Source organism: Prescottella soli (assembly GCF_040024445.1).
Classification (GTDB): Bacteria; Actinomycetota; Actinomycetes; order Mycobacteriales; family Mycobacteriaceae; genus Prescottella; species Prescottella soli.
On record NZ_CP157276.1, the window covers coordinates 2,141,469 to 2,167,537 of the forward strand.

24 protein-coding genes are annotated in these 26,069 nt (G+C 67.5%); 8 read left to right on the forward strand and 16 right to left on the reverse strand.

From position 1 onward, the window contains the following. Window positions 1-46: 46 nt before the first annotated feature. The 5 genes from ABI214_RS10070 to ABI214_RS10090 form a co-directional block, all read right to left on the reverse strand. Window positions 47-2,353, reverse strand: a complete 2,307-nt coding sequence (locus ABI214_RS10070; RefSeq protein ID WP_348609586.1) for an ATP-binding protein — start codon at window positions 2,351-2,353, stop codon at window positions 47-49. Window positions 2,354-2,519: 166 nt separating this feature from the next. Continuing rightward, entirely contained in the window at window positions 2,520-3,293 is a 774-nt protein-coding gene (locus ABI214_RS10075) for a hypothetical protein (protein WP_348609589.1), read from the reverse strand. Further along, window positions 3,290-4,321: a hypothetical protein gene (locus ABI214_RS10080; RefSeq protein WP_348609592.1), complete on the reverse strand. Its 1,032-nt coding sequence runs from the start codon at window positions 4,319-4,321 to the stop codon at window positions 3,290-3,292. The genes ABI214_RS10075 and ABI214_RS10080 overlap by 4 nt, the downstream gene beginning before the upstream one ends. Window positions 4,322-4,376: 55 nt before the next feature. Then, entirely contained in the window at window positions 4,377-5,522 is a 1,146-nt protein-coding gene (locus ABI214_RS10085) for a hypothetical protein (protein WP_348609597.1), read from the reverse strand. A 312-nt stretch (window positions 5,523-5,834) separates the two neighbouring features. After that, complete coding sequence (locus ABI214_RS10090; protein ID WP_348609602.1) at window positions 5,835-6,119, reverse strand: DUF2277 domain-containing protein; 285 nt, start codon at window positions 6,117-6,119, stop codon at window positions 5,835-5,837. Window positions 6,120-6,223: 104 nt separating this feature from the next. Between ABI214_RS10090 and ABI214_RS10095 the strand changes: the two genes are divergently transcribed. From ABI214_RS10095 to ABI214_RS10105, 3 genes are all read left to right on the forward strand, one after another. Further along, on the forward strand, window positions 6,224-7,627 hold the full coding sequence (locus tag ABI214_RS10095; RefSeq protein ID WP_348609606.1) for a cytochrome P450: 1,404 nt from the start codon (window positions 6,224-6,226) through the stop codon (window positions 7,625-7,627). 81 nt (window positions 7,628-7,708) lie between these two features. After that, complete coding sequence (locus tag ABI214_RS10100; RefSeq protein WP_348609609.1) at window positions 7,709-8,809, forward strand: alpha/beta fold hydrolase; 1,101 nt, start codon at window positions 7,709-7,711, stop codon at window positions 8,807-8,809. Between the two features lie 98 nt (window positions 8,810-8,907). Continuing rightward, entirely contained in the window at window positions 8,908-9,606 is a 699-nt protein-coding gene (locus ABI214_RS10105; RefSeq protein ID WP_348609613.1) for a class I SAM-dependent methyltransferase, read from the forward strand. Window positions 9,607-9,691: 85 nt separating this feature from the next. Here the strand turns inward: ABI214_RS10105 and ABI214_RS10110 are convergent, their stop codons facing one another. The 4 genes from ABI214_RS10110 to ABI214_RS10125 form a co-directional block, all read right to left on the reverse strand. After that, a complete protein-coding gene (locus tag ABI214_RS10110) occupies window positions 9,692-10,846 on the reverse strand; it encodes an acetyl-CoA C-acetyltransferase (protein ID WP_348609617.1) in 1,155 nt (384 codons plus the stop codon). A gap of 19 nt (window positions 10,847-10,865) precedes the next feature. After that, window positions 10,866-11,489 carry a TetR/AcrR family transcriptional regulator gene (locus tag ABI214_RS10115; protein WP_174908103.1) on the reverse strand — a complete coding sequence of 208 codons (624 nt, stop codon included), beginning with the start codon at window positions 11,487-11,489 and terminating at the stop codon, window positions 10,866-10,868. 144 nt (window positions 11,490-11,633) lie between these two features. After that, window positions 11,634-12,443, reverse strand: coding sequence for an SDR family oxidoreductase (locus ABI214_RS10120; RefSeq protein ID WP_348609623.1), 810 nt, complete (start codon window positions 12,441-12,443; stop codon window positions 11,634-11,636). After that, on the reverse strand, window positions 12,440-13,651 hold the full coding sequence (locus ABI214_RS10125; RefSeq protein WP_348609626.1) for an acyl-CoA dehydrogenase family protein: 1,212 nt from the start codon (window positions 13,649-13,651) through the stop codon (window positions 12,440-12,442). The genes ABI214_RS10120 and ABI214_RS10125 overlap by 4 nt, the downstream gene beginning before the upstream one ends. 77 nt (window positions 13,652-13,728) lie before the next feature. Between ABI214_RS10125 and ABI214_RS10130 the strand changes: the two genes are divergently transcribed. From ABI214_RS10130 to ABI214_RS10150, 5 genes are read left to right on the forward strand one after another with little or no spacing between them, the layout of a single operon-like run. Next, window positions 13,729-15,306: a FadD3 family acyl-CoA ligase gene (locus ABI214_RS10130; RefSeq protein ID WP_348611466.1), complete on the forward strand. Its 1,578-nt coding sequence runs from the start codon at window positions 13,729-13,731 to the stop codon at window positions 15,304-15,306. Next, complete coding sequence (locus ABI214_RS10135; protein ID WP_348609629.1) at window positions 15,303-16,184, forward strand: enoyl-CoA hydratase; 882 nt, start codon at window positions 15,303-15,305, stop codon at window positions 16,182-16,184. Before ABI214_RS10130 ends, ABI214_RS10135 begins: the two co-directional genes overlap by 4 nt. Continuing rightward, entirely contained in the window at window positions 16,184-17,332 is a 1,149-nt protein-coding gene (locus ABI214_RS10140) for an acyl-CoA dehydrogenase family protein (protein ID WP_348609632.1), read from the forward strand. The genes ABI214_RS10135 and ABI214_RS10140 overlap by 1 nt, the downstream gene beginning before the upstream one ends. Then, a complete protein-coding gene (locus ABI214_RS10145; protein WP_348609635.1) occupies window positions 17,329-18,315 on the forward strand; it encodes an acyl-CoA dehydrogenase family protein in 987 nt (328 codons plus the stop codon). The genes ABI214_RS10140 and ABI214_RS10145 overlap by 4 nt, the downstream gene beginning before the upstream one ends. Beyond that, complete coding sequence (locus tag ABI214_RS10150) at window positions 18,312-19,439, forward strand: acyl-CoA dehydrogenase family protein (protein ID WP_348609638.1); 1,128 nt, start codon at window positions 18,312-18,314, stop codon at window positions 19,437-19,439. Before ABI214_RS10145 ends, ABI214_RS10150 begins: the two co-directional genes overlap by 4 nt. Window positions 19,440-19,504: 65 nt before the next feature. On the opposite strand, the gene ABI214_RS10155 is transcribed toward ABI214_RS10150, so the two are convergent. The 7 genes from ABI214_RS10155 to ABI214_RS10185 form a co-directional block, all read right to left on the reverse strand. Continuing rightward, window positions 19,505-20,149 (reverse strand): ScbR family autoregulator-binding transcription factor, encoded by a 645-nt coding sequence (locus tag ABI214_RS10155; RefSeq protein WP_348609641.1) that lies wholly within the window; start codon window positions 20,147-20,149, stop codon window positions 19,505-19,507. 91 nt (window positions 20,150-20,240) lie between these two features. Beyond that, the gene (locus ABI214_RS10160) at window positions 20,241-21,053 is read right to left on the reverse strand and encodes an HAD family hydrolase (protein WP_348609643.1); all 813 of its coding nucleotides are present in this window, start codon (window positions 21,051-21,053) and stop codon (window positions 20,241-20,243) included. Window positions 21,054-21,169: 116 nt separating this feature from the next. Further along, on the reverse strand, window positions 21,170-21,946 hold the full coding sequence (locus ABI214_RS10165; RefSeq protein WP_348609645.1) for an IclR family transcriptional regulator: 777 nt from the start codon (window positions 21,944-21,946) through the stop codon (window positions 21,170-21,172). A 216-nt stretch (window positions 21,947-22,162) separates the two neighbouring features. Next, window positions 22,163-23,086 carry an ABC transporter permease gene (locus ABI214_RS10170; protein ID WP_348609648.1) on the reverse strand — a complete coding sequence of 308 codons (924 nt, stop codon included), beginning with the start codon at window positions 23,084-23,086 and terminating at the stop codon, window positions 22,163-22,165. Between the two features lie 11 nt (window positions 23,087-23,097). Further along, window positions 23,098-24,039, reverse strand: coding sequence for an ABC transporter permease (locus ABI214_RS10175; protein WP_348609651.1), 942 nt, complete (start codon window positions 24,037-24,039; stop codon window positions 23,098-23,100). Next, window positions 24,039-24,905: an ABC transporter ATP-binding protein gene (locus ABI214_RS10180; protein WP_348609654.1), complete on the reverse strand. Its 867-nt coding sequence runs from the start codon at window positions 24,903-24,905 to the stop codon at window positions 24,039-24,041. The genes ABI214_RS10175 and ABI214_RS10180 overlap by 1 nt, the downstream gene beginning before the upstream one ends. Then, window positions 24,902-26,020, reverse strand: a complete 1,119-nt coding sequence (locus ABI214_RS10185) for an ABC transporter ATP-binding protein (RefSeq protein ID WP_348609657.1) — start codon at window positions 26,018-26,020, stop codon at window positions 24,902-24,904. Before ABI214_RS10185 ends, ABI214_RS10180 begins: the two co-directional genes overlap by 4 nt. Between the last annotated feature and the right edge of the window lie 49 nt (window positions 26,021-26,069).

Below are 26,069 nucleotides of genomic sequence, written 5' to 3' on the forward strand. Positions count from 1 at the left end.
CCAGCGCGTGCAGGGTCCCTTCGCTCGTGACGGGGTCGGACGCGCCTCAGGTGTCCTCGTCGCGCCGGATGACCCAGGTGACGATCTGGGTGCGCGAGGTGAATCCGAGCTTCTCGCGGATGTGCTCGACGTGTCCCTCGACCGTCCGCTGGGAGATCACCAGCCGCTCGGCGATCGCCTTGTTGGTCATGCCGGTCGCGACGAGTTCGGCGATCTCCGTCTCTCGCGGCGTCAGCGCGCGGGCACCGTCGGGCGCGGACGCCGGCAATTCCTCGCTCGGCTGTTCCCCGAGCGCACGGGCGATCGACTCGTCCAGACTCAGGCCTCGCCCACGTTCGAGTGCGCTGTCGAACCCCCTGTCGCCGAGAGCATCACGCGCGGATCGTGTACACGCGTCGTGGTAGCCGACCAGGTTGAAGAATGTCTCCAGGGGACTTCCGGTCGCGGTGAACAGCGCGTCCGCGGCGCCCATCAGGACCGCCGCGAGGTCCGGTTTCCGGTCGACGAGCGTCCACGCCAACTGCTCGAAGCACCAGGCGCAGCCGTACAGGTTGTCGAGCCTGCGCAGCAGCCCGAGGGAATCCTCGAGCAGTGCGATCCCGCGCTCGTGGTCGCCTCGCCGCCACAGCATCGACCCGAAGTCCGTCATCGACATGCCGCGCCACATGATCTCCTCGTGAGATTCGGTGACAGCCAGGACCTCCTCGTAGACCGCAGCGGCCCGGTCCGCGTCGCCGAGCGCGTCGACGGCGAATCCGAGCCAGTAGAGCGTCGGCACGAACCGCACGAGATCCGATGTGGAACGGAACAATTCGCTGGCCCGCCCGAGGTGCTCGGCGCTGTCCGTGACGTCCCAGGCCGCAATGTCCAGGCAGCCGGCGGCGTAGTAGGCCGTCGCCTGCACGACGGGATCCGGTACCTCGTCTGCCAGGCGCAGCATCTCCTCGGCCAACGCCGTCGCCGCCGGGATGTCCCGCTGCAGCGCGGCCAGCAGACAGTCCATCGCGATCGCCTCGACCCGGCACGCGGTCGATCCGGTGTCGGCGGCGAGGGCGCGGTCCAACCAGAGTCGGCCCTCGCCGAATCGGCCTCGCACCATCCAGTAGTCGTGCAGGGCAGCGGCGATGCGCAGCGCCGCCTCACCCGAGTCGGGATCCCCCACGCTGAACTCGAACACGTCCCGCAGGTTCGGCTGCTCCAGATCGAGCCTGCGCGTCCACTCGACCTGCCGGGGTCCGATCCAGTCGTCCCGCGCGCGCACGACCAACTGCTCGTACCAATCGCGATGACACCGTTGCAGAGACGTCCACTCGTCGTCGGCCAGGTGGCCTCGCGCATAGTCGCGGAGAGTGTCGAGCATCCGATACCGCACGGTCGTGTCGTACTCGTCCCGAATGAGGATCGACTTGCCGACCAGTGAGGTCACCAGGTCCAGGAGGTCATCACGTGCAGTCTCGCGGACGAGCACTCCCTCGACCGCCTCCAGATCGAAACTGCCGGCGAACACGGTCAGCCACGTCCACAGCCGACGTTCCGCCTCGGTGCAGAGGTCGTAACTCCAATCGATGCTGCAACCCAGCGTCTGTTGCCGACTCGGCGCCGTCCGACTGCCGCGGGTCAGCAGCCGGAATCGATCGTTCAATCGCCGAAGGATGTCGTCCACCGACATCGCCCCCAACCGAGCGGCGGCGAGTTCGATCGGCAGGGGCAGACCGTCCAACCGCCGACAGATCTGCTCGACAGCAGCGCGGTTCTCCTCGGTGATCCGAAAGCTCGGCAACGCAGCCTGCGCACGCTGCTCGAAGAGGGCGACCGCGTCGCCGTCAGCGTCCTCGGCGGGCGACGACGGAATCCCGGCTTCTCCGGGCACGCCCAACGGCGGAACCCGCATCACGATCTCCCCGGGGACACCGAGCTGCTCGCGACTCGTCGCCAGAACCGACAGATCCGGACAGTTCCGGAGCAACTCCGCCGTCAGGTCAGCGGCGGCTGCCACGAGATGCTCACAATTGTCCAGCACCAGCAGGATTCGACTGTCACACAGGTGGTCGATCAGCACCTTGCGCGGTGAACGGGTCGACCGGTCCTGGATCCCGAGTGCGCTGATCACCGTCCGTTCGAGCAGCGCCGGGTCCTGCAGTTCGCCCAATTCGACGAGCCAGGTCCCGTCCGGGAACGTCCTGGACGAATCCTCAGCGACCCGAAGCGCGAGACGCGTCTTGCCGACACCGCCCAAACCGGTGAGCGTCACCAGACGCGATTCCGTGACGAGACGCCGCGCCTCCGTTGCCTCTGACCGTCGACCGACGAAACTGGTCAGTTCGAACGGCAGGTTTCCCACCTTGACCGTCATGTCAGACCGCCGAACTGTCGACTGCCAGCGACTCTCTGTCCGCAAAAAGTCTACGCTTCCACGGCCTCTCACCGATGCGAACAGGCACGATCACGAACGCAGGTGGTCGGCTGGCCGATCAATAGTTCGATCAGCCGGCGGCCCGTTCGGCGGTTCCGCCGCGATGTCAGGCGAGTTCGCTACCGGCCGTCGCTCCGGGCTCCGACCGCGAGAGGAGCCCGCCGATCACGTCCAACGCGTCCGTCCACGAGTCGATGGTCGACGGCGCGAGCCTGCGGTGGTCGAGAACGCCGGGCTGCGCGAGGGCGGTATCGAACGGGACCTCGACGAACCCCGCGACCCGCGGCGACAGGGCGTCCCGAATCGGACCCAGATCGACAGGCGCGTCGGGCATCTGGTGCGAGACGACGACGATCGCCTCGCCGAGCACTTGCGCCCCGTACGTCGACATCACCCATGTGAGGGCGTCGCGCAGGCGACTCAGCGGTTCGGAGCGCGCGGGGGCGACCATCACCAGCGCGGCACCCGACCTGATCAGCGGGGCCAGTCGCGGGGAACGCAGTGCCGTACCGACGTCGTGGATGCGGGCACTGTGGCGGGCCGCGAGGAGTTCGTCGACGATCGCGGGGTCGCTGGGCTGCCCGTCGCTGCCACCGACCACCACGACACCGGCCGACGTCAGCGCCATACGGGACTCGAACTGCCGAATCGACCGTGCCTGGTCGACGCCCTCGAATCCTGTTCGGGAGAGCAGGTTTCCGCCGTCGCTGGTCGCGTCGACGGCCGAGACCTCTTTGCCGGTTCCGAGTCGCAGCGCGGTTGCCAGGCCGTAGGCGGTAGTGGTGGTTGCCGCACCGCCCGAACCGGCCACGACCGCCGCGGACACCCGTTCGGGCTCGGGCATGTTCGGCACCCGGCGCAGCGAGACCACGTTGCTCATTGCGTGTCCTCCACCTTCGCGATCTTGAATCCCGTGGGTGACGGGGCGACGGTGATCCGCTGACGGATGACGCCATCGGACGAGCCCGGTTTGCGCAGCCCGAGATCGACATTGAAGACGTTCGGGTCGGGGGTGGAGGCGACGGTGACGCAGTGCTCGGTGCCGAGGGAGACGTCGTCGATCCACTTCTGGATCTCCGGAACCGCGTTGGGCGCGACCATGAGCGATGCAACCCGTGCACCGTCCCGTTCGACGTAGTAGGCGTGGTCGAAGGCTCGGATGACACCGGGGCCGTCCGAGGTGCTACCGGGGCCGCGGCCAACGCTGCGGCCGTCGGCCGCCGATTCCACACACCACGCCGGGGCTGGGGCCGCCGCCTCCGGCGTTGTCGAGGTCGCCGATGTCGTGGCCGCAGCGACGGCAGCCGGTTTCGGCGTGCCCTCGGTCGCAGTGTCGCCACTACCGAGGACGATCACGGTTGCCGCCGACGCGATCGCGAGGAGTGCGACCGCAGCGCCGCCGATCAGGAGGGGCTTCCGGCCGCCGGTCGTCGCCGTCTCGGGTTTCTCGGGCTTTGCCGCCTTCTCCGGTCTTGCTGCCCTCTCGGGCTTCTCGGGCTTCGCAGCCTTCTCGGGCTTCGCAGCCTTCTCGGGCTTCGCGGCCTTCTCAGGCTTCGCCGCCTTCTCAGGCTTCTCCCGCTTCTCGCCCTTCGCGCGCTTCTCGCGCTTCTTTCGGTCGGGGGCAGGTGATTCCGGGGCAACCAACCAGGTCGGCATCTGGTCGAACTCGTCGGGCAGAGTCGAATCCATCGATAGGTCGGCCTGGGGAGGCAGGGCGCCGACCGACGCACCGTCGACCGGAACATCCTGCTCCGGTGCAGGGTTCGGAACCCGAACTGACACCTCCTCCGGCACGGCGGGTGGCTCGGGTGGAGCCTGCGGCGCGGATTCCTCGGTGGCCGGTTCCCGTTCGTAGTGCTCGGTCACGTCCGGGAACAGAGAGTGCTCGGTCCGGTTGTCCGTCGCCATATGTCCTCCTGCGAAGGTGGGGCGGGCCCGCGTCCGGGCCCGCCCCACCCCTGTCTCAAGCCTGGATGCCGGTCCCGACGGCGTCGCTGATCATGTTCGACGCGACACCGAGGGACGAGTCCTTGAAGAATCCCGCGAGGCGTGCGTCGACCTGCTCGAGCATCTGGTCGCCGCCGGGCTGGGATGCGACGAAATCGCGTGCCTGACGGTCCATTCCGGGCGCCGCAGCAACGGCGTCACGCACAGCCGACGCCGCAGCAGCACCGGCCGGGTTCGTCTCCCACTGCGCGAGGGTCTCCTCCGTCCAGGCCTTGATCTCCGGCTTGTCGACGTCGCGGAAGACCTTGTCGGCAGGATCCGGCAGCGGCTGCGGCTCACCGAGATCGCCGGCGCCGACCATGGTTCCGGCCACGACGCCCGTGACAGCGGCTGGCGCGGCAAAGACCGCTGCTCCTACCGCAGCACCGATCGCAGTGCCGGCAACACCGTTGGTGACGAAGATGACCTGCCCCGGAATGCTGAGGAGCGTCCCGCCCGACATTCCGGCACCGATGACGCCACCGATCGTCCCACCCGCCAAGGCGCCGACGACGCCCCATCCGGCCGCGTGCGCCGCACCCATGCCGAGCTGCGCGGCGGCGACCCGGTTGGCGCGGCTGGTCTCGACGCCCAGCGAGCGCCAGAATGTCGACACCTCGGCCTCGATGACGGCGGAGGTGTTGTTGGTGCGCGCGAGGTCGCCGTCGGTCATCCAGTTGGGCTGCGACACATGGTAGGTGCCGAGGCGCAGGGTCTCCCGCGGCGCGATGATCGGCGCGGTGGGTTCGACGTACGTGGGCAGGTGCAGGTCCTGAACCTGCACGGGCGCAACGTAGTAGTCGTCGGGTGCGTCGTAGGTGTTGGTGTCGTAGTTGTAGTACTCGAGCGGCTGGTACTCGATGTTCTGGTACTGCGCCGGCGGCTCCACCCAGTACACGGGCTCGGGCTGCGCGGGCGCCGAGGTGACGCCACCCTGCGTCGACGGCGCCGACGTCACGCCACCCTGCGTCGAGGGAGTGGATGTGACACCACCCTGCGAGGGCAGCTGGTTCGGTGCCGCCTGCGCCGCGCCCGAGGCCGCCACCAGTACGGCGGCCGCAGCGGACGGAACGATCGCGACGCGTGCAACCGTCCCTACACGCGACTTGTGGTGCTTACCCATCTATCGAATCCCCCTCGGTGTCCTGAACGAAGTCGATCGGCCCGACCAGACGGAGCACTGAGACGGCGACAGAGACGTCCGATGGCTCGCGGGGAAGGAGGCATCGACGTGGCTAGCGACCGAAGCGCCCGCCACCCGGGCACGTGAACGCCCGGCAATCCCCCTCGGCAACAACGCCGCCCCCATCACGATGATCGTCCCCCGCCGACCCGCATCCCCCAGGCCGGACAATTTGCAATTCGGGATAGTACCTGGGCCGGCGGACCGATTCGACCCGCCCCCTCGGAGGGCTTCGGAGCGCCTCGAGGGGAGTCAGGAAGACGCTGCCGCACCCCGTGCAGCGATCCGCTCCCGGACCTCGGGCCGCCGCAGCGGTGGGACGGTCTTGGGTGGCTGCCTTCGCGCCGGCAGGGCGGCAAGCAACTCCGCTGTCGTCGCGGTGACCTCTTCGACGGCCTTCTCGAAGGCCGCCCGGTTGGCGTCCGAGAGTTTGTGGATGCCACTGACCTTGCGGACGTACTGCCGGGCTGCGGCCTCGATCTCCTCGGGTGTGGCTGCCGGTTCGAGCCCGCGCAGCTCGGTGATGTTTCGGCACATGCCTCGAACGGTAATCCCGCGAAACGACGTCCGAAAGGGTTCCACGTGCCCGAGATACCGCGTACTTTCGGTATCAGATACCGGGCCGTCACTGCGGGGGAACCATGCGCGTCGCGTTGGAACTGGATACCGAAGCCGCGTCGATCCCCCATCCGCCGCGCCGTCTGCCCCTGCTCGGCGACGTCCTCGGCGTCTCGCTGCACACCCCGGTCCAGGACTCGATGCGGCTCGGCAGGAAGCTGGGACCGATCTTCGAGCGCAAGGCCCTGGGCCACCGGTTCGTGTTCGTCTCCGGTGCCGACATGGTCGCGGAGCTGTCCGACGAGTCCCGCTTCGCGAAGAACGTTGCGCCCGGCATCGCAGAGTTGCGTGGCATCGGCGGCGACGGCCTGTTCACCGCGTACAACGAGGAACCGAACTGGGCGCGGGCGCACAACCTGCTGCGCCCGGCGTTCACGCAGGCCGCGATGCGCTCGTACCACGACATCATGGTGCAGGTGGCGGGTGAGCTCACCGACCACTGGGACGCACGGGTGGGCGCCCCGGTGGACGTGTCGTCGGACATGACGAAGCTGACCCTCGAGACCATCGGGCGCACCGGCTTCAGCTATTCGTTCGACTCGTTCCGCCGCGAGCATCCGCACCCGTTCGTCGAGGCGATGGTCCGGGCCCTCACGCACGCGCAGCGCCGCACGTTCCGCAATGTGCCACTGCTCTCGAAGTTCTTGTACCGCAAGTCCGATCAGCAGAACGCGGCCGACACCGCGTACATGGCAGACGTGGTCGACGAGGTGATCCGACATCGCCGTGACACGGTCGGCGAGGGCCCCGAGGATCTGCTCGAGATCATGCTGCGCACAGCCCGCGAGGGCGACCCGAACCGCCTCGACGAGGTGAACATTCGCAACCAGGTGGTGACATTCCTCGTCGCCGGTCACGAAACTACCTCGGGCGCATTGTCGTTCGCTCTCTACTACCTCGCACACAACCCGGACGTCCTCGCGCGGGCGCGCGCCGAGGTGGACGCGGTGTGGGGCGACGAGACGCCACCGTTCGAGAAGATCGCGAAGCTGCGCTACGTCCGACGCATCCTCGACGAGACGCTGCGCCTGTGGCCGACAGCTCCCGCGTACGCACGCGAGGCGCGGGAGGACACCGTGCTCGCCGGCCGGTACCCGATGCGGGCCGGCGACTGGATGCTCGTGCTCATCCCGGCACTGCACCGCGACCCGGCGTGGGGCGACGACCCGGAGCGGTTCGACCCCGAACGCTTCTCCCCCGAGCACGTCCGCGGCCGGGCGCCGCACATCTACAAGCCGTTCGGCACCGGCGAACGCGCCTGCATCGGAAGACAATTCGCGATCCACGAAGCCGTCCTCGTGCTGGGAACCATTCTGCGCCGCTACGACTTCTCCGCGGACCCGGATTACCGGCTGCGCATCCAGGAACGTCTGACGCTCATGCCCGTCGGCTTCACGTTGAAGCTGCGACCGCGTGATCACGAATGAACGACGCGACGGCAAGCCACACTGCCGCGTCTTCGGGCATGATGGTGTTTTGACCTAGGCATCACAAGGCTGGAGGCCCACATGGGCCAACCGTCCTCGCAGGAGGCACCCGAGCCGCGCCGCCCGGTCCGCTTCTGCACGGCGCCGACCGGCGCGCGGATCGCCTACACCTGCATGGGAAGGGGGCAGGCACTCCTCGTTCCCGCGGCGTGGATCAGCCATCTGGAACTGTTGTGGCAGGACCCGGCCTACCGCGCCTTCTTCACTCCTCTGTCAGCGGTCCGCACGGTGGTGCAGTACGACCGGCCCGGCTGCGGGCTTTCCGACCCCTGGCCCGGCGCCCAGGGGCTGGACACCGATGTGGCGGTGCTTCAGGCCCTCGCCGATCACCTGGACTTGGAGCGCTTCGACCTACTGGGCATCTCCCTGGGGGCGCCGGTGTCGGTCGCCTTCGCGGCGCGGTTCCCTGGGCGGGTCGGCCGGCTGATCCTGTACGGCGGTTACGCCGACGGCGCGCACATCGCCACGCCGGAGGTCCGCACCGCCATGCTGGGCATGATCCGGGCGCACTGGGGATTGGGGTCGGAGCTACTCACCGACATCTTCCTGCCGGACGGCAGTGCCGCGACCAAGGCGCTCTTCGCTCGGCTGCAGCGGGAGGCGGCGTCGCCACTCCTCGCCGTCGACCTGCTCGCGCAGTGCTACGAGATCGACGTGACCGATCTACTCGCCCGCGTCTCCGCGCCGACGCTGGTGGTGCACCGGCGCGGAGACCGGGCGATGCCCTACCGTGCGGGCCGGGAGCTGGCCGCGCGGATCCCCGGCGCGCGCCTGGTCTCGCTGCCCGGCAGCAGCCATTTCCCACATGTGGGCGATGCCGCCGCCGTCGTCCGGGTGATCCTGGAATTCCTGGGGGACAGTTCCGCCGTGCCCCCGTCGGAGCGGCCGGCCCCGCCCTCGGGTGAGTTGACCGCACGGCAGCTGCAGGTGGCGGCACTTGTCGCCGAGGGCATGACCAACCGGCAGATCGGCCGACGGCTGGGCATCGAGGAACGCTCCGCCGAGGGACACGTCGAGCGCATCCGTCTCCGCCTCGGCGTCACCTCCCGCGCCCAGGTGGCCGCCTGGTGGGCCCGACGCGTCTCCCCCGGCCCGGGAACCGACGTCGAGGTACCGGATTGAGGTACCGGCAGGGGTGATTCCCGCCTATCCGCCGGTACGCCCCTCCGCGAGGCTCGTAGTCACATCGACTGACCGCGAACCTCGAAAGGAGCGCAGCGATGGACGCCAGCCACGACGTGTTGTCCTTCGAGCCGAAGGAGCCGACGCCGACAACGCCAGAAGCATTTCGGCCCCATCCACTCCGCGGGCCGTTCAACGCCTTGTTCTTCACGGCACTCGACCGGTACCTGGATCACCTGCTGTGGCCGCACAAGCGATCCCTCTTCGACGACCTTCCCGCTACGGTCCTCGAGCTGGGGCCCGGTGTGGGGGCCAACCTGCGCTATCTCCGCGCCGGCACCAGGCTGATCGCCGTCGAGCCGAACCCGGCCATGCACGATCGCCTGCGCGCGCGAGCCGCACGCGCCCACATCGATCTCGAACTGCACACCACCGGCGCCGAACAGCTCGACCTGCCCGACGCGTCGGTGGACGCGGTGATTTCCAGCCTCGTGCTCTGCACCGTGTCCGACCCCGGCGCCGTCCTCGCCGAGGTGCACCGCGTCCTGCGTCCCGGCGGGCGATACGCCTTCCTGGAACACGTCGCCGCCCCGGACGGCACCGTGCTCCGGCGTCTGCAGCGGGCCGCCCGCCGGCCGTGGAATTGGATCTTCGAAGGCTGTTCCTGCGAGCGGGACCTGCAGGCATCCATCGAGGCTGCCGGATTCGCGGAGACGACCATCGAGGCCTACCGGCTGCACTCGCCCTTCCTGCCGGTCAACACGCAGATCGCCGGCGTCTCGCGCAAGGACAGCTGACGGACACCTCGACAGCGGTGCAGACGCCGAAGCCCTCCCGATCGACGACCGGGAGGGCTCGGGAGGTCTTCGGAAGCGGCCGGGACTAGTCCTGGATGCGCTCGATGATCGTGACGTTCGCGGTGCCGCCACCCTCGCAGATGGTGAGCAGGCCGTAGCGACCGTTGGTGCGCTCGAGCTCGTTGAGCAGGGTCGCCATGAGCTTGGTGCCGGTCGCGCCGAGCGGGTGGCCGAGCGCGATCGCGCCGCCGTTGACGTTGACCTTGGCCGGGTCCGCCCCCAGCTCCTTGATCCAGGCGAGCACGACCGGCGCGAAGGCCTCGTTGATCTCGACCAGGTCGATGTCGTCGATGGTCAGGCCCGTCTTCTCCAGCGCGTGCTGGGTGGCCGGGATCGGCGCGCTCAGCATGAAGATCGGGTCGTCGCCGCGGGCGCTCATGTGGTGGATGCGGGCGCGCGGCTTCAGGCCGTACTTCTTCACGGCCTCCTCCGACGCGAGCAGCAGCGCGCTGGCGCCGTCGGAGATCTGGCTGGCGACGGCGGCGGTCAGGCGGCCACCCTCGACCAGCACGTTGAGGCCCGCCATCTTCTCGAGGCTGGTCTCGCGCGGGCCCTCGTCGGTGGTGACCTCACCGAACGGGACGATCTCGTTGTCGAAACGCCCCTCGGCGATCGCGGCCTTGGCGCGCTCGTGGCTCTGCAGAGCCCACTTCTCGAGCTCCTCGCGGCTGATGTCCCACTTGTCGGCGATCATCTCGGCGCCGCGGAACTGCGACACCTCCTCGTCGCCGTAGCGCGCGGTCCAGCCCTTGGACTCGGCGGTCGGGGTGCTGAAGCCGTACTGCTGGCCCACGATCATGGCGGCCGAGATCGGGATCTGGCTCATGTTCTGGACGCCGCCGGCGATGATCAGGTCGGCGGTACCCGCGAGGATCGCCTGCGCACCGAACTGGATGGCCTGCTGGCTCGAACCACACTGACGGTCGACCGTCACGCCGGGCACGTGCTGCGGCAGACCTGCGGCCAGCCACGACATGCGCGCGATGTTGCCGGCCTGACCGCCGATCGCATCGACACAGCCGAAGACGACGTCGTCGACATCCGACGGGTCGATGCCGGTGCGCTCGACGACGGCCTTGATGACGTGCGCGCCCAGGTCGATCGGGTGAACGGGGGCCAGGCCACCATTCTTCTTGCCGATCGGGGTGCGGATCGCGTCGACGATGTAAACCTCGGGCATAACAGCTCCTGGATTCGGATTACTTGTGGGAGTCGGGGCTGGCAAGCCCGTCCAGAACGATGGAGAGGTACTGCTTGGCAACGGCTTCGGCGGTCATCGGACCACCCGGCCGGTACCAGCGCACGGCAACCCAGACCGTGTCGCGCATGAAGCGGAAGACGATTTCGATGTCGAGATCCTTGCGGAAGCTCCCGTCGGCGACACCGGCCTCGAGTACCCCGACCCACAGGTCGCGGAACTCCTGGTTACGCTCGGCGAGGTACGCGAATCGCTCGTTGGCGGCGAGGTGCTTGACCTCGTCCTGGTAGATCGCGACCGCGCTGTGCGAGGCGTCGATCGCCTCGAACGACGCGATCACGAGCGCCTCGAAGGTCTCGCGCGAGCCCATGCCCGCGTCGACGATCTCTCGGTAGCGGCCGAACAGGTCGTCCTGGAAGCCGCGCAGGATCTCGTCCACCATCGACTCCTTGGAGTCGAAGTGGTGGTAGAGGCTGCCGGACAGGATGCCCGCCGCGTCGGCGATGTCACGCACGGTGGTGGCCCGCAGACCACGTTCGGCGAACAGGCCCGCGGCGAGTTCGAGGAGCTCGGCGCGACGCCCGGACTTGTTCGAAGACTCGTCGGCGTCTCGGGGTGGAGTCATGCCGGACATCCTACCAACCAAGCGATTGCTAGGGTATCGCCGCATTTCGCCCAGCGGGCAGTTTTCCACAGCGGCCGAATGTCACATCGGCGCAGCTGAACTGAACCGATGTGACATTCGGCCACCGCGGGCACGGTCGACGACCTACGCGCGCTGGCTGGAGACCGAGACGATCTCGCCGGTCATGTAGGTGGTGTAGTCGCTCGCGAGCATCGCGATGACCGACGCGATCTCCCACACCTCGGCGGCACGGCCGTACGCCTCGCGCGACGCCAGGCTGTCGAGCAGCTCGTCGCTGGTGACCTTCGCCAGGAACGGGTGCTTGGCGATGGACGGCGAGACCGCGTTGATGCGGACGCCGAACTCGGCGGCCTCGATCGCGGAGCAGCGGGTGAGCGCCATGACGCCGGCCTTCGCGGCCGCGTAGTGCGACTGCGAGTGCTGCGCACGCCAGCCCAGGACGGAGGCGTTGTTGACGATGACGCCGCCGTGTTCGACACCCTTGAAGTAGCGCAGCGCGGCGCGGGTGGCGCGGAAGGTGCTCGTCAGCGTGATGTCGACGACGCGGTCCCACTGCTCGTCGGTCATGTCGACGATCGGGGTCTCGCCGCCCAGGCCGGCGTTGTTGACCAGGACGTCGATGCGGCCCAGCTTCTCGGCCGCGCCGACGATCAGTGCGTCGACCTGCTCGGTGCTCGAGACGTCGCACACGAACGACTCGACCTGCTGGCTGCCGAACTCGGCAGACAGCTTCTCCACGGTCTCACCGAGACGACGCTCGTGGAAGTCCGAGACCAGGACGTCGGCACCCTCGAGCAGCGCGCGGCGCGCGGTCGAGAAGCCGATGCCGGTGCCGGCCGCGGCGGTCACGACGATCTTCTTGCCCTTGAGCAGGTCGTGGCCCGCAACCTCTTCGGGAGCGACGGCGAGCGGGGACTTGATGGTGGCGGTCACGGGCGTGCCTCTCGGGGAAGGCCGAGCACACGCTCGGCGATGATGTTGCGCTGGATCTCGTTGGATCCGCCGTAGATGGTGTCGGCGCGCGTGAACAGCCACAGGCGCTGCAGATCGTTGAGCTCCTCGCCCGGCTCGGTGTTCTCCACGCCGACCAGCGAGGCCGCGCCCTGGACCTCCATGGCGAGTTCGCCGAGTCCGCGGTGCCAGTTGGCCCACAGCAGCTTCGCGACCGACGCCTCGCCACCGTTGGCGCTCGCGTCGACGCTCGCGAGGGTGCGCAGCGCGTGGGCGCGGATGACCTGCAAGCTCATCCACGCGCGGGAGATCTTGTTGCGGATCGCGGGATCCTTGGCCGCGCCGTTGCGCTCGGCCAGTTCGACGATCGACTCGAGCTCACGGGCGAAGCCGATCTGCTGACCGAGGGTGGAGACGCCGCGCTCGAAGGTGAGCGTGCCCATCGCGACGCCCCAGCCGTTGCCCTCGCCGCCGACGACCAGGTCGGCGTCGGTGCGCGCGTTGTCGAAGAACACCTCGTTGAACTCGGAGGTGCCGGTGAGCTGGATGATCGGGCGAACCTCGACGCCCTCCTGGTTCATGGGAACCAGCAGGTACGACAGGCCCTTGTGGCGCGACGAGCCCGGCTCGGTACGGGCGACGACGAAGCACCAGTCGGCCAGGTGGGCGAGCGACGTCCAGACCTTCTGGCCGTTGACCGACCACTGGTCGCCGTCGAGGCGCGCGGTGGTCGACACGTTCGCGAGGTCGGAGCCGGCGCCGGGCTCGGAGTAGCCCTGGCACCACAGTTCGGTGACGGTCTTGATGCCCGGCAGGAAGCGCTGCTTCTGCTCCTCGGTGCCGAAGGCGATGAGCGTCGGGCCCAGCAGCTCCTCACCGATATGGCTCACGCGCGCAGGCGCATTCGCGCGTGCATACTCCTGATGGAAGATGATCTGCTGGCTCAGCGTCGCCTCCCGGCCGCCGTACTCCTTGGGCCATCCGAGGCAGGTCCAACCGGCGGCAGCCAGGTGACGGTCCCACTCGAGGCGTTCCTCGAACGCCTCGTGTTCACGCCCCGGCCCGCCGAGGCCCTTCAGCTCGGCAAACTTCCCGGAGAGGTTCTCTTCGAGCCATTCACGAATTTCCTTCGCAAAGGCCGCGTCGGCGGTCGCGTTCTCGCTGGTCGCACTTCCCTGGCTAACGTCCACAGCGATACGGTACCCTACCAAGCACTTGCTTTGTATAGAGGTTCCGCCTCGCCTTAGGAGAGATTGTGAGCACGAATGTGACCACCGAGCCCCGGACGACCCCGGCTGCGCTGTGGCGCGCCGTTGAACAATTCGGATCGAACGAGGCTGTTGCGGACGGATCCGACCGGACCACTTACACCGAACTGCTGGAGCGCGTGCGCCTCGCGGCCCGGGCGCTGATGGCCAAGGGCATCGAGGCGGGCGATCGCGTCGCGATCTGGGCGCCCAACACCCACCACTGGATCGAGGCGTTCCTGGCCGCGCACTACGCCGGCGCGACACTCGTCCCGATCAGCACCCGCTACACCGGTCACGAGGCCCTCGACCTGCTCGAGCGCACCCAGGCCAAGGTCCTGGTCGTCCCCGACCGCTTCCTCAAGAACGATCGCCTCGCGGACGTCCTGAAGGCTGCCGGCGACGAGGGCATCCCGACTCTGCAGCTCGTGCTGCGCACGCCGTCGGACGATCCCGCGGCCGCCGCCCCGACCACCGAGTTCCCCGGCGGCGAGATCCTCGAGTGGGATCAGCTCGCGGCCGCGGCCGAGCCGGTCACCGTGGAGGAGGCCGACGCTCGCGCCCGCGCCGTCTCCCCCGACGACGTCGCCGACATCCTGTTCACGTCCGGCACCACCGGCAAGAGCAAGGGCGTCATGACCGCGCACCGCCAGACGGTCGGCATCGCCGACGCGTGGGCCGACTGCGCCGAGGTCGACAGCAACGACCGCTACCTCGTCATCAACCCGTTCTTCCACACCTTCGGCTACAAGGCCGGACTCATGGTGTGCATCCTGCGCGGCGCCACGATGGTCCCGGCGGCGGTCTTCGACGTCCCCACGATCATGGCGACGATCGCGAACGAGAAGATCAGCGTGCTGCCGGGTGCCCCGACCATCCACCAGACGATCCTCGACTTCCCGACCCGCGACGACTACGACCTGTCGAGCCTGCGCGTCGCGATCACCGGCGCCGCTGCCGTGCCCGTCGTGCTCGTCGAGCGCATGCAGGCCGAACTCGGCTACGACGCCGTCATCACCGCCTACGGCCAGACCGAGGCCGTCGTCGTGACGATGTGCCGTATGGACGACGACCCGGTCACGGTGTCGACGTCGTCCGGCCGCGCGATCCCCGGCATGGAGGTCAAGATCGGCGAGCACGGCGAGATCCTGGTGCGCGGCGAGAACGTCATGCTCGGCTACCTCGATGATCCCGAGGCGACCAAGAAGACGATCGACGCGGACGGCTGGCTGCACACCGGCGACGTGGGCGTGCTCGACGAGCGCGGCTACCTCGACATCACCGACCGTCTCAAGGACATGTACATCTCCGGCGGGTTCAACGTGTACCCCGCGGAGATCGAGAACGCCCTCGCCCGAATGGATTCCCTCGCCGAGGCCGCCGTCATCGGCATCCCGGACGAGCGGATGGGCGAGGTCGGTCGCGCGTACGTCGTGCCGAAGGCCGGCGCCGTCGTGACCGAGGACGAGGTCATCGCGTTCTGCAAGGAGCGCCTGGCGAACTTCAAGATCCCGCGCGAGGTGGCGATCGTCGGCGCGCTGCCGCGAAACCCCTCGGGCAAGGTGCTGAAGAACGATCTGCGGGAGGGCAAGGCATGACCGTCCCCCACAGTGTTTCCGATCGGGGGGATGTTCCCGACGAGGGGGAAGTCGTCACCTACGAGGTGCGGGACCACATCGCGTTCGTGACGCTGAACCGTCCCAACTACCGCAACGCCCAGAACTCGGTGATGACGTACGCCCTCGACGCCGCCTTCGAGCGGGCCGTCGAGGACGACGACGTGAAGGTGATCGTGCTGGCCGGCAACGGCGAGCACTTCAGCGCCGGCCACGACATCGGCACGCCCGGCCGCGATCACCACGTGCACTACGAGAACAAGGCCGCGCTGTGGTGGGACCACCTCGGCAAGGCCGGCGGTGACCAGCGTTTCGCCCGCGAGACCGAGGTCTATCTGGGCATGTGCCGTCGGTGGCGGGAGATCCCGAAGCCGATGATCGCCCAGATCCACGGCGCCTGCATCGCCGGGGGCCTCATGCTCGCGTGGTGCTGCGACCTGATCGTCGCCTCGGAGGACGCGTTCTTCGCGGATCCCGTTGTGCGTATGGGTGTTCCGGGTGTCGAGTACTTCGCACACCCGTGGGTGCTGGGATCGCGGTTCGCGAAGGAGATCCTCTTCACGGGCGACCGGTTCTCCGCGCAGCGCGCGTACGAGGTGGGCATGGTCAACCGGGTGGTGCCGCGCGCCGACCTCGAGACCGAGACCCTCGAGCTGGCCGCCCGCATCGTGGAGATGCCGCGGTTCGGACTGGCGCTCACCAAGAAGGCTGTCAACCAGTGCGAGGACCTCATGGGTCAGCGCGCCGGCATGGATTCGGTGTTCGGCCTGCACCACTTTGCCCACGCGCACAATGCCGAGGTGGGCAGGGACTCGCTGGGTGGAATGGACGTCAACAGTATGAAAGCGAAGGCGAAATAGTGGATCTCGAACTGGATGAAAAGGCCCGCGCCTTCCAGCTGGAAGTGCGCGAATGGCTCGCTGCCAACGTCCCGGCGGAACCGCTGCCGTCGATGGACACCGCGGAGGGCTTCGAGGCCCACCGCGAGTGGGAGCACAAGCTCGCCGACGCACGCCTGTCGACCGTCGCGTGGCCGGTGGAGTACGGCGGCCGCGACGCGTCGATGATCGAGTGGGTGCTCTTCGAGGAGGAGTACTACAAGGCCGGTGCCCCTGGCCGCGTCAGCCAGAACGGCATCTTCCTGTTCGCGCCGACGCTGTTCGAGCACGGCACCGAGGAGCAGCTCGCGCGCATCATGCCGAGCATGTCCCGCGCCGACGTCATCTGGGCGCAGGCGTGGTCCGAGCCGGAGGCCGGCAGCGACCTCGCGGGCATCCGCTCGACGGCTCGTCGCACCGAGGGCGGCTGGATCCTCAACGGCCAGAAGACGTGGAGCTCGCGCGCGGTGTACGCGGACTGGGGCTTCGGCATGTTCCGCACCGACCCGGAGGCCCAGCGCCACAAGGGTCTGACCTACTTCATGTTCCCGCTGAACCAGGACGGCGTCACCGTGCGCGCCATCCCGCAGCTCGACGGTGAGCCCGGCTTCGCGGAGATCTTCTTCGAGGACGTATTCGTGCCGGACGCCGACGTCGTCGGTGAGGTCAACAACGGCTGGCGCGTCGCGATGAGCACCGCCTCCAACGAGCGCGGCCTGTCGCTGCGCAGCCCGGGCCGCTTCATCTCCGCGGTGAACCGTCTGATCGAGGTGTGGAAGAGCGTCGAGAACACTGCCGACGCACCCGATACGGCTATGCGTGACCGCGTCGTCGACGCGTGGATCGGCGCCGAGGCGTACCGCCTGCACACGTGGGGCACCGTGACCCGCATGCTCGAGGGTGTGCCCCTCGGCGTCGAGGGCTCGATCAACAAGATCTTCTGGTCCGAGCTCGACGTCCGCATCCACGAGACGGCGCTCGACCTGATGGGCGCCGACGGCGAGCTCGCCGGCAAGTGGCAGGACGGGTACCTCTTCTCGCTGTCCGGCCCGATCTACGCCGGCACCAACGAAATTCAGCGCAACATCGTTGCCGAGCGGATGCTCGGACTCCCGAAGGCGGATCGATGAAATTCTCTCTGTCCACCGAGCAGCGCGATTTCGCGGAGAGCCTCCGCGGCCTGCTCACCAACGCCAACACCCCGGCCGTCGTCCGGTCGTGGGGTGAGAACGACACCGCTCCGGGTCTGGCCCTGCTGCAGCAGCTCGCCGAGACCGGCGTGACCGCGCTCGCCGTGCCCGAGGAGTTCGACGGCATCGGCGCCCATCCGGCCGACCTGGCCGTCGCGTTCATCGAGCTGGGCCGCGCCGCGGTTCCGGGTCCGATCCTGGAGACGGCCGCCGCCGTCCCCGCCCTGCTGTCGGCGCTGAACGACCAGCAGCTGGCCAAGCGCTTCCTGCCCGGCATCGCCGAGGGCACCCTCGCGTCGCTGGTGCTCGAGCCGTCCACGCCGCGCGCCCTCGACGCCGATGTCGCCGAGCCTGTCCTGCGGGTCTCCGGCGACACCCTCGAGCTGGTCCGCCCGACCACGCAGCTCGAGTCGGTCGACCCGGCCCGCCGCCTGTTCGAGGTCGAGTCGGTCGAGACGCTCGCGCAGGGCGCGGACGTCGCCGCCGCCGCCGAGAAGGCCTACGACCTCGCGGTCCTGGCCGCGTCGGCGCAGCTGATCGGCGCCGGCCACGCGATGATCGAGACCGCCACCGAGTACGCCAAGAACCGTTCGCAGTTCGGCCGCGTCATCGGTAGCTTCCAGGCCGTCAAGCACCACATGTCCGACGCCCTCGTGGCCGTCGAGATGGCGACCCCGCTGGTGTACGGCGCGGCGATTTCCATCGCCGAGCGATCCGACACCGTCGCCCGCGACGTGTCGGCCGCCAAGGTCGCCGCCGCGAACGCCGCGTACGTGGCGTCGCGCAAGGCGCTGCAGGTCCACGGCGCGATCGGTTACACCCTCGAGTGCGACCTGTCGCTGTGGCTGACCAAGACGCGGGCGCTGCAGTCCGCGTGGGGCACCGCTTCTGCACACCGCGCACGGATTGCGAGCGCGCTGTGAGTGGGGTCGGAGTGTTCGCGGAGGAGCAGATCGAACTCCGCAAGACGGTTGCCCAGCTGCTGAGCAAGCGCGCCGACGCGGCCGCGCTGCGCAAGACGCTCGAGTCGGGCGAGGCGTTCGACCGCGGCCTGTGGGACGTGCTGTGCCAGCAGGTCGGTGTCGCGGCGCTCGCGATCCCGGAGGAGTTCGGCGGCTTCGGCGCCACGCTCGTCGAGCAGCACCTGGTGCTCGAGGAGCTCGGCGGCGCGCTGACGCCGTCGCCGATGTTCGGTTCCGCGGTCCTGGCCGCGCAGGCGATCCTGGCGACCGGCAACGACGAGGCGTGCGAACGCCTGCTCCCCGGCATCGCCGAGGGCTCGTCCATCGCCGCCCTGTGCTGGGTGGGCCCCGAGGGTCACTGGCGCAGTGACGAGGTCGCGTGCACGGCCGCCGGCAGCGACGCGGACGGCTACACCGTCTCCGGTGCCGCCCACTACGTGCTCGACGGCGCGCACGCCGACGTGCTGATCGTGGCGGCGTCGGTGGACGGCGCGATCGCGCTGTTCGAGGTCGACCCGTCCGCCGACGGTGTCGCCCGCCGCCAGCTCCCGACGATGGACCTCACCCGTCCGATGTCGCTGGTGGAGTTCGATTCCGCCCCGGCCGTCCGGCTCACCGCCGACGACGCGACCGCGGCCCTCGAGCGCGTGCGTCAGATCGCGATCGTGGCGCTGTCGGCCGAGCAGGTCGGCGCCGCCGCGCGCTGCCTGCATATGACGGTGGACTACAGCAAGGACCGCGTCCAGTTCGGTCGCGCCATCGGCAGCTTCCAGGCGCTCAAGCACCGCATGGCAGATCTGTACTTCCTGGTGGAGACGGCGCGGTCGGCGTCGTACGCGGCCGTGTACTCGCTGAGCGAGGGTCTGCCGACGGCCGCCGCCGATGCGGCGGTCGCGAAGGCCTACTGCTCGGAGGCGCTGCTCGCGATCACCGGTGATTCGATCCAGCTGCACGGCGGCATCGCGATCACGTGGGAGCACGACGCGCACCTGTTCTTCAAGCGCGCCCACGGCAGCTCGCAGCTGTTCGGGCAGCCGGAGGAGTTCATCAAGGAGATGGAGTCGCTCGCGGGTCTGCCCGCCTGATTCCGCTTCCCCGACACGAGGGCCGGCCCGGCGATCCCGGGCCGGCCCTCGGTGTCTCGGTCGATTCAGTCGGCGGCGGGTGGTGTCCAGCGAGCCGCACGGATCCGGTCGATCTTGTGTCGGCGCCGCGGAGGCATGATCCCGGGCAGCAGCAGCGTCAGCATCTGATCGATGCGCTCGTACAGATCGTCCCGTCCGGTCAGCACGTTCGAAACCAGTTGCACGCCGGTGAAGGCACCGACGATGAAGCGGCCCAGCTCGGCAGGAACGACCGTGTCGACGACGTCCCCCTCATCGATCGCGGCGCACGCGACCCGTTCGCAGCTGACGATCCAGTCCGCGTACGGCTTCCGTGGACCGCCGTCGGCGCTCATCTCCAGAGTGAGACGGATACCGGCTCGAACGATCGGGTCCTCGATCATCTGCCGGGCCATCTCGTAGCAGAGCATGGCCAGTTGCTCGAGTGCGGGAGCACCCGACGACAAGATGGCCTGCACGGCATTCATCGAGATGGCGTGCTGTTCCTCGATGACCACACTCGCCAGATCGTCCTTGGACTTGAAGTGGAAGTACAGCGCTCCCTTGGTGATACCGGACAGATCGACGATCTCGGCGAGGCTTGCGCGCTCGTATCCTGCGCGGTCGAACATCTCGGCCGCCCCCTTGACGATCTGGTTCCGCGTGATCGCCGCCCGCTCCTGCTTGAGCATCCAGCCGCACCCTTCGTCTCGATTGTCCAACGGATTGCATCATTGCCGATTACGGTGAATCGGGCCAGGTCCTGGCCGACTCCAGATCGGGTCAGGCCACCAGTTCCTCGAGGTACTGCGCGACACCGTCGTCGTCGTTCGACGGCAGCACCCGGTCGGCGAGCGCGCGCACCTCCGGCAATGCATTCTCCGGACACAGCGCGGTCCCGGCCCACATCAACATCGGGATGTCGTTCACCGCGTCTCCGATCACGGCGACCTCGTGCGCCGCAATGCCTCTCGACGAGCACAGGCGCGCCAGCGCACTGGCCTTCGACACCCCGGTCGCCGCCATCTCGACGTACGGTGCCCCGGAGTGCGTCAGCTCCACACCGTCGACGCCGGCGTCGACCGCGAGGCGGTACAGCTCGTGGCTGGAGACCTCGGGGTGCCGGGCGACGATCTTGACCATCGGCTCCGTCATCCGCGGCAACTGCTCCTCGAGGATCATCTCGTCCAGCGTCCGATGGTGGTCGGCGTAGTCGCACAGCGCCGCGTACTCGGGTTCGGCCACGAACGTCGTCGGCCCGACGTTCGCGAACACCACGCCCGGGACAAGTGTGCGCACGCGCTCCATCGCGGCCAGGGCCTCGGTGACCTCGATCGAGACCGTGCCGGTGATCTCGGGGGTGCCGTCGGTCAGGTCGAGCGTGACCGCACCGTTGGCACAGATGGCTTCTCCTCGGAAGCCGCACGAACGTGCCAGCGCGTCCACCGAGTGGCGGGCACGGGCTGTCGCCCACACCACCTCGATCCCGGCGTCGCGGGCAGCGGCCATTGCTCGGGCCGTCCGCGCCGAGACCGTTCGGTCGGACCCCAACAGGGTCCCGTCGAGGTCGGAGGCCACCAGTCTGATTCGCGTCACCTGACGATGATCCCAGACCGGCAACCCCGACTCAGCGTGCGATGGCGATGGGGTTCACGACGGCGGAGCGCCGACATTCCGACCCCATTCGGAGCCACTTCGTCGGAAATCGGCCCTCAGAGGAAATAGACCGCAGCGTCTTCCGCCGCCTTCAACAGTGCTTCGACGATCTCGACTTGGTTTTCGTCCGTCATGCGGTCCTTCGGCGTGGACACATTGAGTGCGTACCGGGTGGCGCCGTACTCGCCCAACGGAACCGCCACTGAGGCCACACCCGCTTCGCTCTCCTCCATACTGGTTGCGTAACCGGACTTTCGCACTTCCGCTATTTGACGGAGAAGGTCCGATCTCCTGGTAATCGATTTCTCCGTCATCCCATCGAGGCGCTGCGAAGGGTACATTTCACGCAGCGTCTGATCGTCGTGAAGTGACAGCAGTGCCTTCCCGGACGATGTCGAACTCGCCCGCATCGAAAGACCGACACGGGACCCCACTCGCACCGCCTGAGGGCTCTCGACCGAATCGACGAAGGTCACCGTCTTTCCCTCCAGTCGACTGAGATGAACCGTTTCGCCGATTTCGGCAGCGAGTCGCTCGAGAAGCGGATGCAGTCGGGCGCGCACGTCGATCTGACGCAGAACCGAGAATGCAATCGTCGTCAACGCCGGTCCCGGCTCATACGATTTCGATCCTTCGCTCTGCCGAACGAACCCGCGATACTGGAGCATTGCGAGTAGGCGATGCGCCGTTGACGAAGCGACGGAGAGGTACTCACTCACCTCGGTGAGTCGAATGCTACGACGCTCACCCAGCAGCAGGATTATTCGCAGCGCATTGTCCACGGATTCGATCGGGTATTGCGGTCGATTAGCATCGTTTTCCGGCGGTTTCACTCCGGTATTATAGGGGGACGGGTGCACAACCACCAGGGTAGAAACGCTCTTCTCCGGCGCCGACTCGGCACCACCAATATTGTTGCGGCGCTATCCATGCCGAACCGAATGTCGAAGGCAACCGGGACCGCGCCGGCACCGGTAGCACCGCTTCCGCTCGAGTACGAATACGACGGCCGCACCCACATGCCGAACCATGCGGAATACCGCCGGGTGTCACTTGTTTCGGCTCAGCAGACGAACCTTCCGGGTGGTGCCGGTGCCTTCCATGGCATCACGGAGACCGTCGCCGAACGTGGAGAATGCCAGAACGGTCGCGACGATCATGACTGCCGGGGCGATCAGTGCAGTCGGATCGGTGTACACGTTGTCGAACGCATCACGCAACATACTGCCCCAAGATGTCTGCGGCGCCTGGACTCCGAGACCGAGGAAGCTCAACGACGCTTCGGCGACGATCGCAACGCCCGCGGAGAATGTGAGTTGCACCAGGATCGGGGACGCGGCGTTGGGAAGCACGTGTCGCCACAGTAGGCGCCACCGGGAACAACCGAGGGCACGACAAGCCTCGATATAGGTTTCGGTAGAAACGGACTCGGCGGCTCCGCGAGCAAGACGGAAGAGGGACGGAGCAAGGACGATACCTATCGCAAGCATCGCATTGGTCAGTCCCGGACCCAGGACACCGACGATGGCGACGGCCAGGATCAGGGGCGGCAGCGACTGCAAGGCGTCGGAGATCCGCGACAGGACAGCCCCCGTTCCGCCACCGAGCAGGCCGGCGAGTAGTCCGAACGGGATTCCCAGGATCGCAGCGACACCCACGGCCTGAACGATCGCGGTCAAGGTCACCGATGCCGCGTCCAACAGGCGGCTGAGATTGTCGCGGCCGTACAGGTCGGTTCCGAGCAGATTCGATCCGCCTGCCGGCGCGAAGCTGTTCGACAGGTCCTGAGCGTTCGGATCATGCGGCGCCAACAATCCACCGATCGCGGCCAGTAACGCAACGAAGGCAAGAAATACCAAGGCCGCCATTGCACTTCGATTGCTTCTGAGCAAACGCAGTGGCCGACTGTTGGTCCAGAAATGGATGAGGCGATTCGACGTGCGCGGCGCTGTGGCGACTGTCGTTTGGATCATGATTGAGCCTTTCAGACGCGGACACGCGGGTTGAAATAGCCGTACGAGGCATCGACGATCACGTTGATCACCACGATGAACACCGCGCAGACCATGACGATGCCGAGGATCACCGGGACATCACGGGAGAACACGGAGTCGACAGCGAGCGTTCCCAGCCCCGGAAGGGCGAACACGAACTCGACCGTCACAGCACCGGCGAGAACCCGGGACACCTGCAGGCCCAGCACCGTGACTATCGGGACTCCAGCGTTCTTGAGTCCGTGCTTGCCGATGATCGTCTTCTGCAGCAGACCTTTTGCGCGGGCTGTGCGGATGAAGTCTCGTCCCAGCACATCCACGAGCGAGGCTCGTGTCTGTCGTGCCAGTTCAGCGGCGGAAATTGCCGCGATCGCAATCGACGGCAGAATCAGATGCTGCAGCCACGCACCGGCCCCGTCGGCGAGAGGCGAGTACCCGGTGGCGGGGAAGATCGGACTGAGGATCGCGAAGGGAATCACCAAGGCCAGCGCAACGATGAACGGCGGCACCGCCATTGCCACGCTCGACAGCACGGTCAGACCCCGATCCAACCACGAGTTCGGGCGCACCGCGGCGGCGATCCCCGCCGGCAGTCCGACGGACACGACGATCACCATCGTCACGACAGTGAGCGAGAGGGTCACCGGAAGCCGTTCCCCGATCACCTGCACAACTGTCTGGGAGCTGTAGAGCGAGGTCCCGAGGTCTCCCCTCAACACCCCGCCGAGCCAGTCGATGTACCGAACGATCAAAGGTTCGTTCAGCCCGAGAGCTTGCCGGGTCTCTTCGATCTGCTCGGGGCTGGCATTGTCCCCCGCGAGCTGAGTCGCCGCATCGCCGGGAACGAGATCGACCAATGCGTAGACGAAGAAGCTGACGAACAACAACATCGGAATCGCCGAGAGGATCCGCTTCGCGATCAGGTTCACCATCAGGACTCCTTCGCTGGGCCGGCCGTCGCCGCCACAGCCTTGCCTGCAAGCACTTCGGCGCGCCGAGCGAGGAAGTGCGCCCGCGGATCCGGGATCGCTTCGAGCAGTTTCCTGGTGTACGGGTGCTGCGGGTCGGTGAACACCTGCTCGGTGGGACCGGTCTCCACGATGACTCCCTTCTGCATCACCACGACCCGATGCGCCAGGAACCTCACCAACGACAGGTCATGGGAGACGAACACATAGGCCAATCCCCGCTCGCGTTGCAGGTCGATCAGCAGATTGAGCACCTGCGCCTGGATCGAGACGTCCAACGCGGCCACCGGCTCGTCACACACGATGAAATCCGGCTCGGTAGCCAACGCGCGCGCGATCGCAATGCGCTGGAGCTGTCCGCCGGAGAACTCGCGCGGATACTTGTCGAGCTGGTCGACCCGCAGCCCGACCCGCCCCAACAGCGCGGTCACCGCTGCGTCCCGTTCCGAACCTTTCAAGCCACGGTGGATCGTGAGCGGCTCACCAACCGCTTCGCGGATGGTCATGTGTGGATCCAGCGACGAGAAGGGATCCTGGAAGATCATCTGCGCCCGCTGCCGGAACGCACGCAATTCCTTCTTGGACAGGGCGAGAACATCGCGACCTTCGAACGCCACCGAGCCGGAATCCGGTTCGATCAACCGCAGCACCAGGCGGCCGACGGTAGATTTTCCTGCACCGGATTCGCCGACGATTCCGAGAGTCTCCCCCCGCTCGACGGTGAAGGAGACGTGATCGGTCACCGTGGTGCGCTCACGTACCCGCCCGAGCAGGTTCCGCTTCACCGGATAGGTCTTGACCAACTCGGACACTTCCAGCAGCGGGCTCATCCTGTAATTCCTTCCAAGACCAGATCATTCGCACGGCTACACCGCACTGCACGCATGGAACCGGCCGGTGCGGTGCCCGCGAGCGGAACCGGACCGACTTCGCATTCGGGACGCACGTGGGGGCATCTCGGCGCGAAGCGGCACGATTGCGGCCAGTCCCACGGTGCAGGGACCGCTCCCGAGATCGACTTCAGTGGGGCCGATCGATCCCGGTGATCCGGAATCGCGTCGAGCAGCCCCTGTGTGTAGGGGTGTAGCGGGGACAGGAACAGATCCTCGACCGGTGCAGACTCGATGACCTGGCCCGCATACATGACGTTGACGACGTCGCACATCTGGGCGACGACACCGAGATCATGGGTGATGAACAGGATCGACACGTCGAACTGCTGCTGCACGTCGCGCATCAGTTCGAGCATCTGCGCCTGCACCGTCACATCCAGTGCGGTGGTCGGTTCGTCCGCGATCAGCAGCTTCGGCCGGCACACCAGCGCGATCGCGAGCATCACCCGCTGGCACATGCCACCGGAGAATTCGTGCGGATAGGCGTGGGCGCGCCGCGCCGCGTCCGCGATCCCCACCGCATCGAGCATCTCCACCGCGCGCCCCCAGGCGACCTTCCGATCCACCCCTTCATGCCTCCGCACGACCTCGGCGATCTGGGATCCGACCGTGAAGGCCGGGTCCAAACTGCGGCGAGGTTCTTGGAAGATCATCGACACTTCGGTGCCCCGCACCGCTGCCAGGTCACGATCGGTCATGCCGACGAGCTCACGGCCGGCGACTCGAATCGAACCCGATACCTTCGATGTCGCACCGGGTAGCAAGCCCATCACCGCGAGTGATGTCACCGTCTTCCCGGACCCGGATTCACCCACGACGCCGACCACCGACCCCGCCGGGATCGACAGACCGATCCCGTCGACCACTCTGGTCCACCCGTTGTCGGTGACGAAGTCCACCGACAGGTCCTCGATTCGCAACACCGGTTCCGCGCCGGAGCGCGCCGACGTCGATTGGTCAACGACATCGATACTCATGCAGCAACTCCCGAACTCCGTTGGCCCGCGGCGAACAAGCAACTCGCAGTGCCGAGAAAATATGAGGCAGTTCATATCTCAGAATCACGCTAACCATTCTCTGCATAGAGCGCAACACATTCCG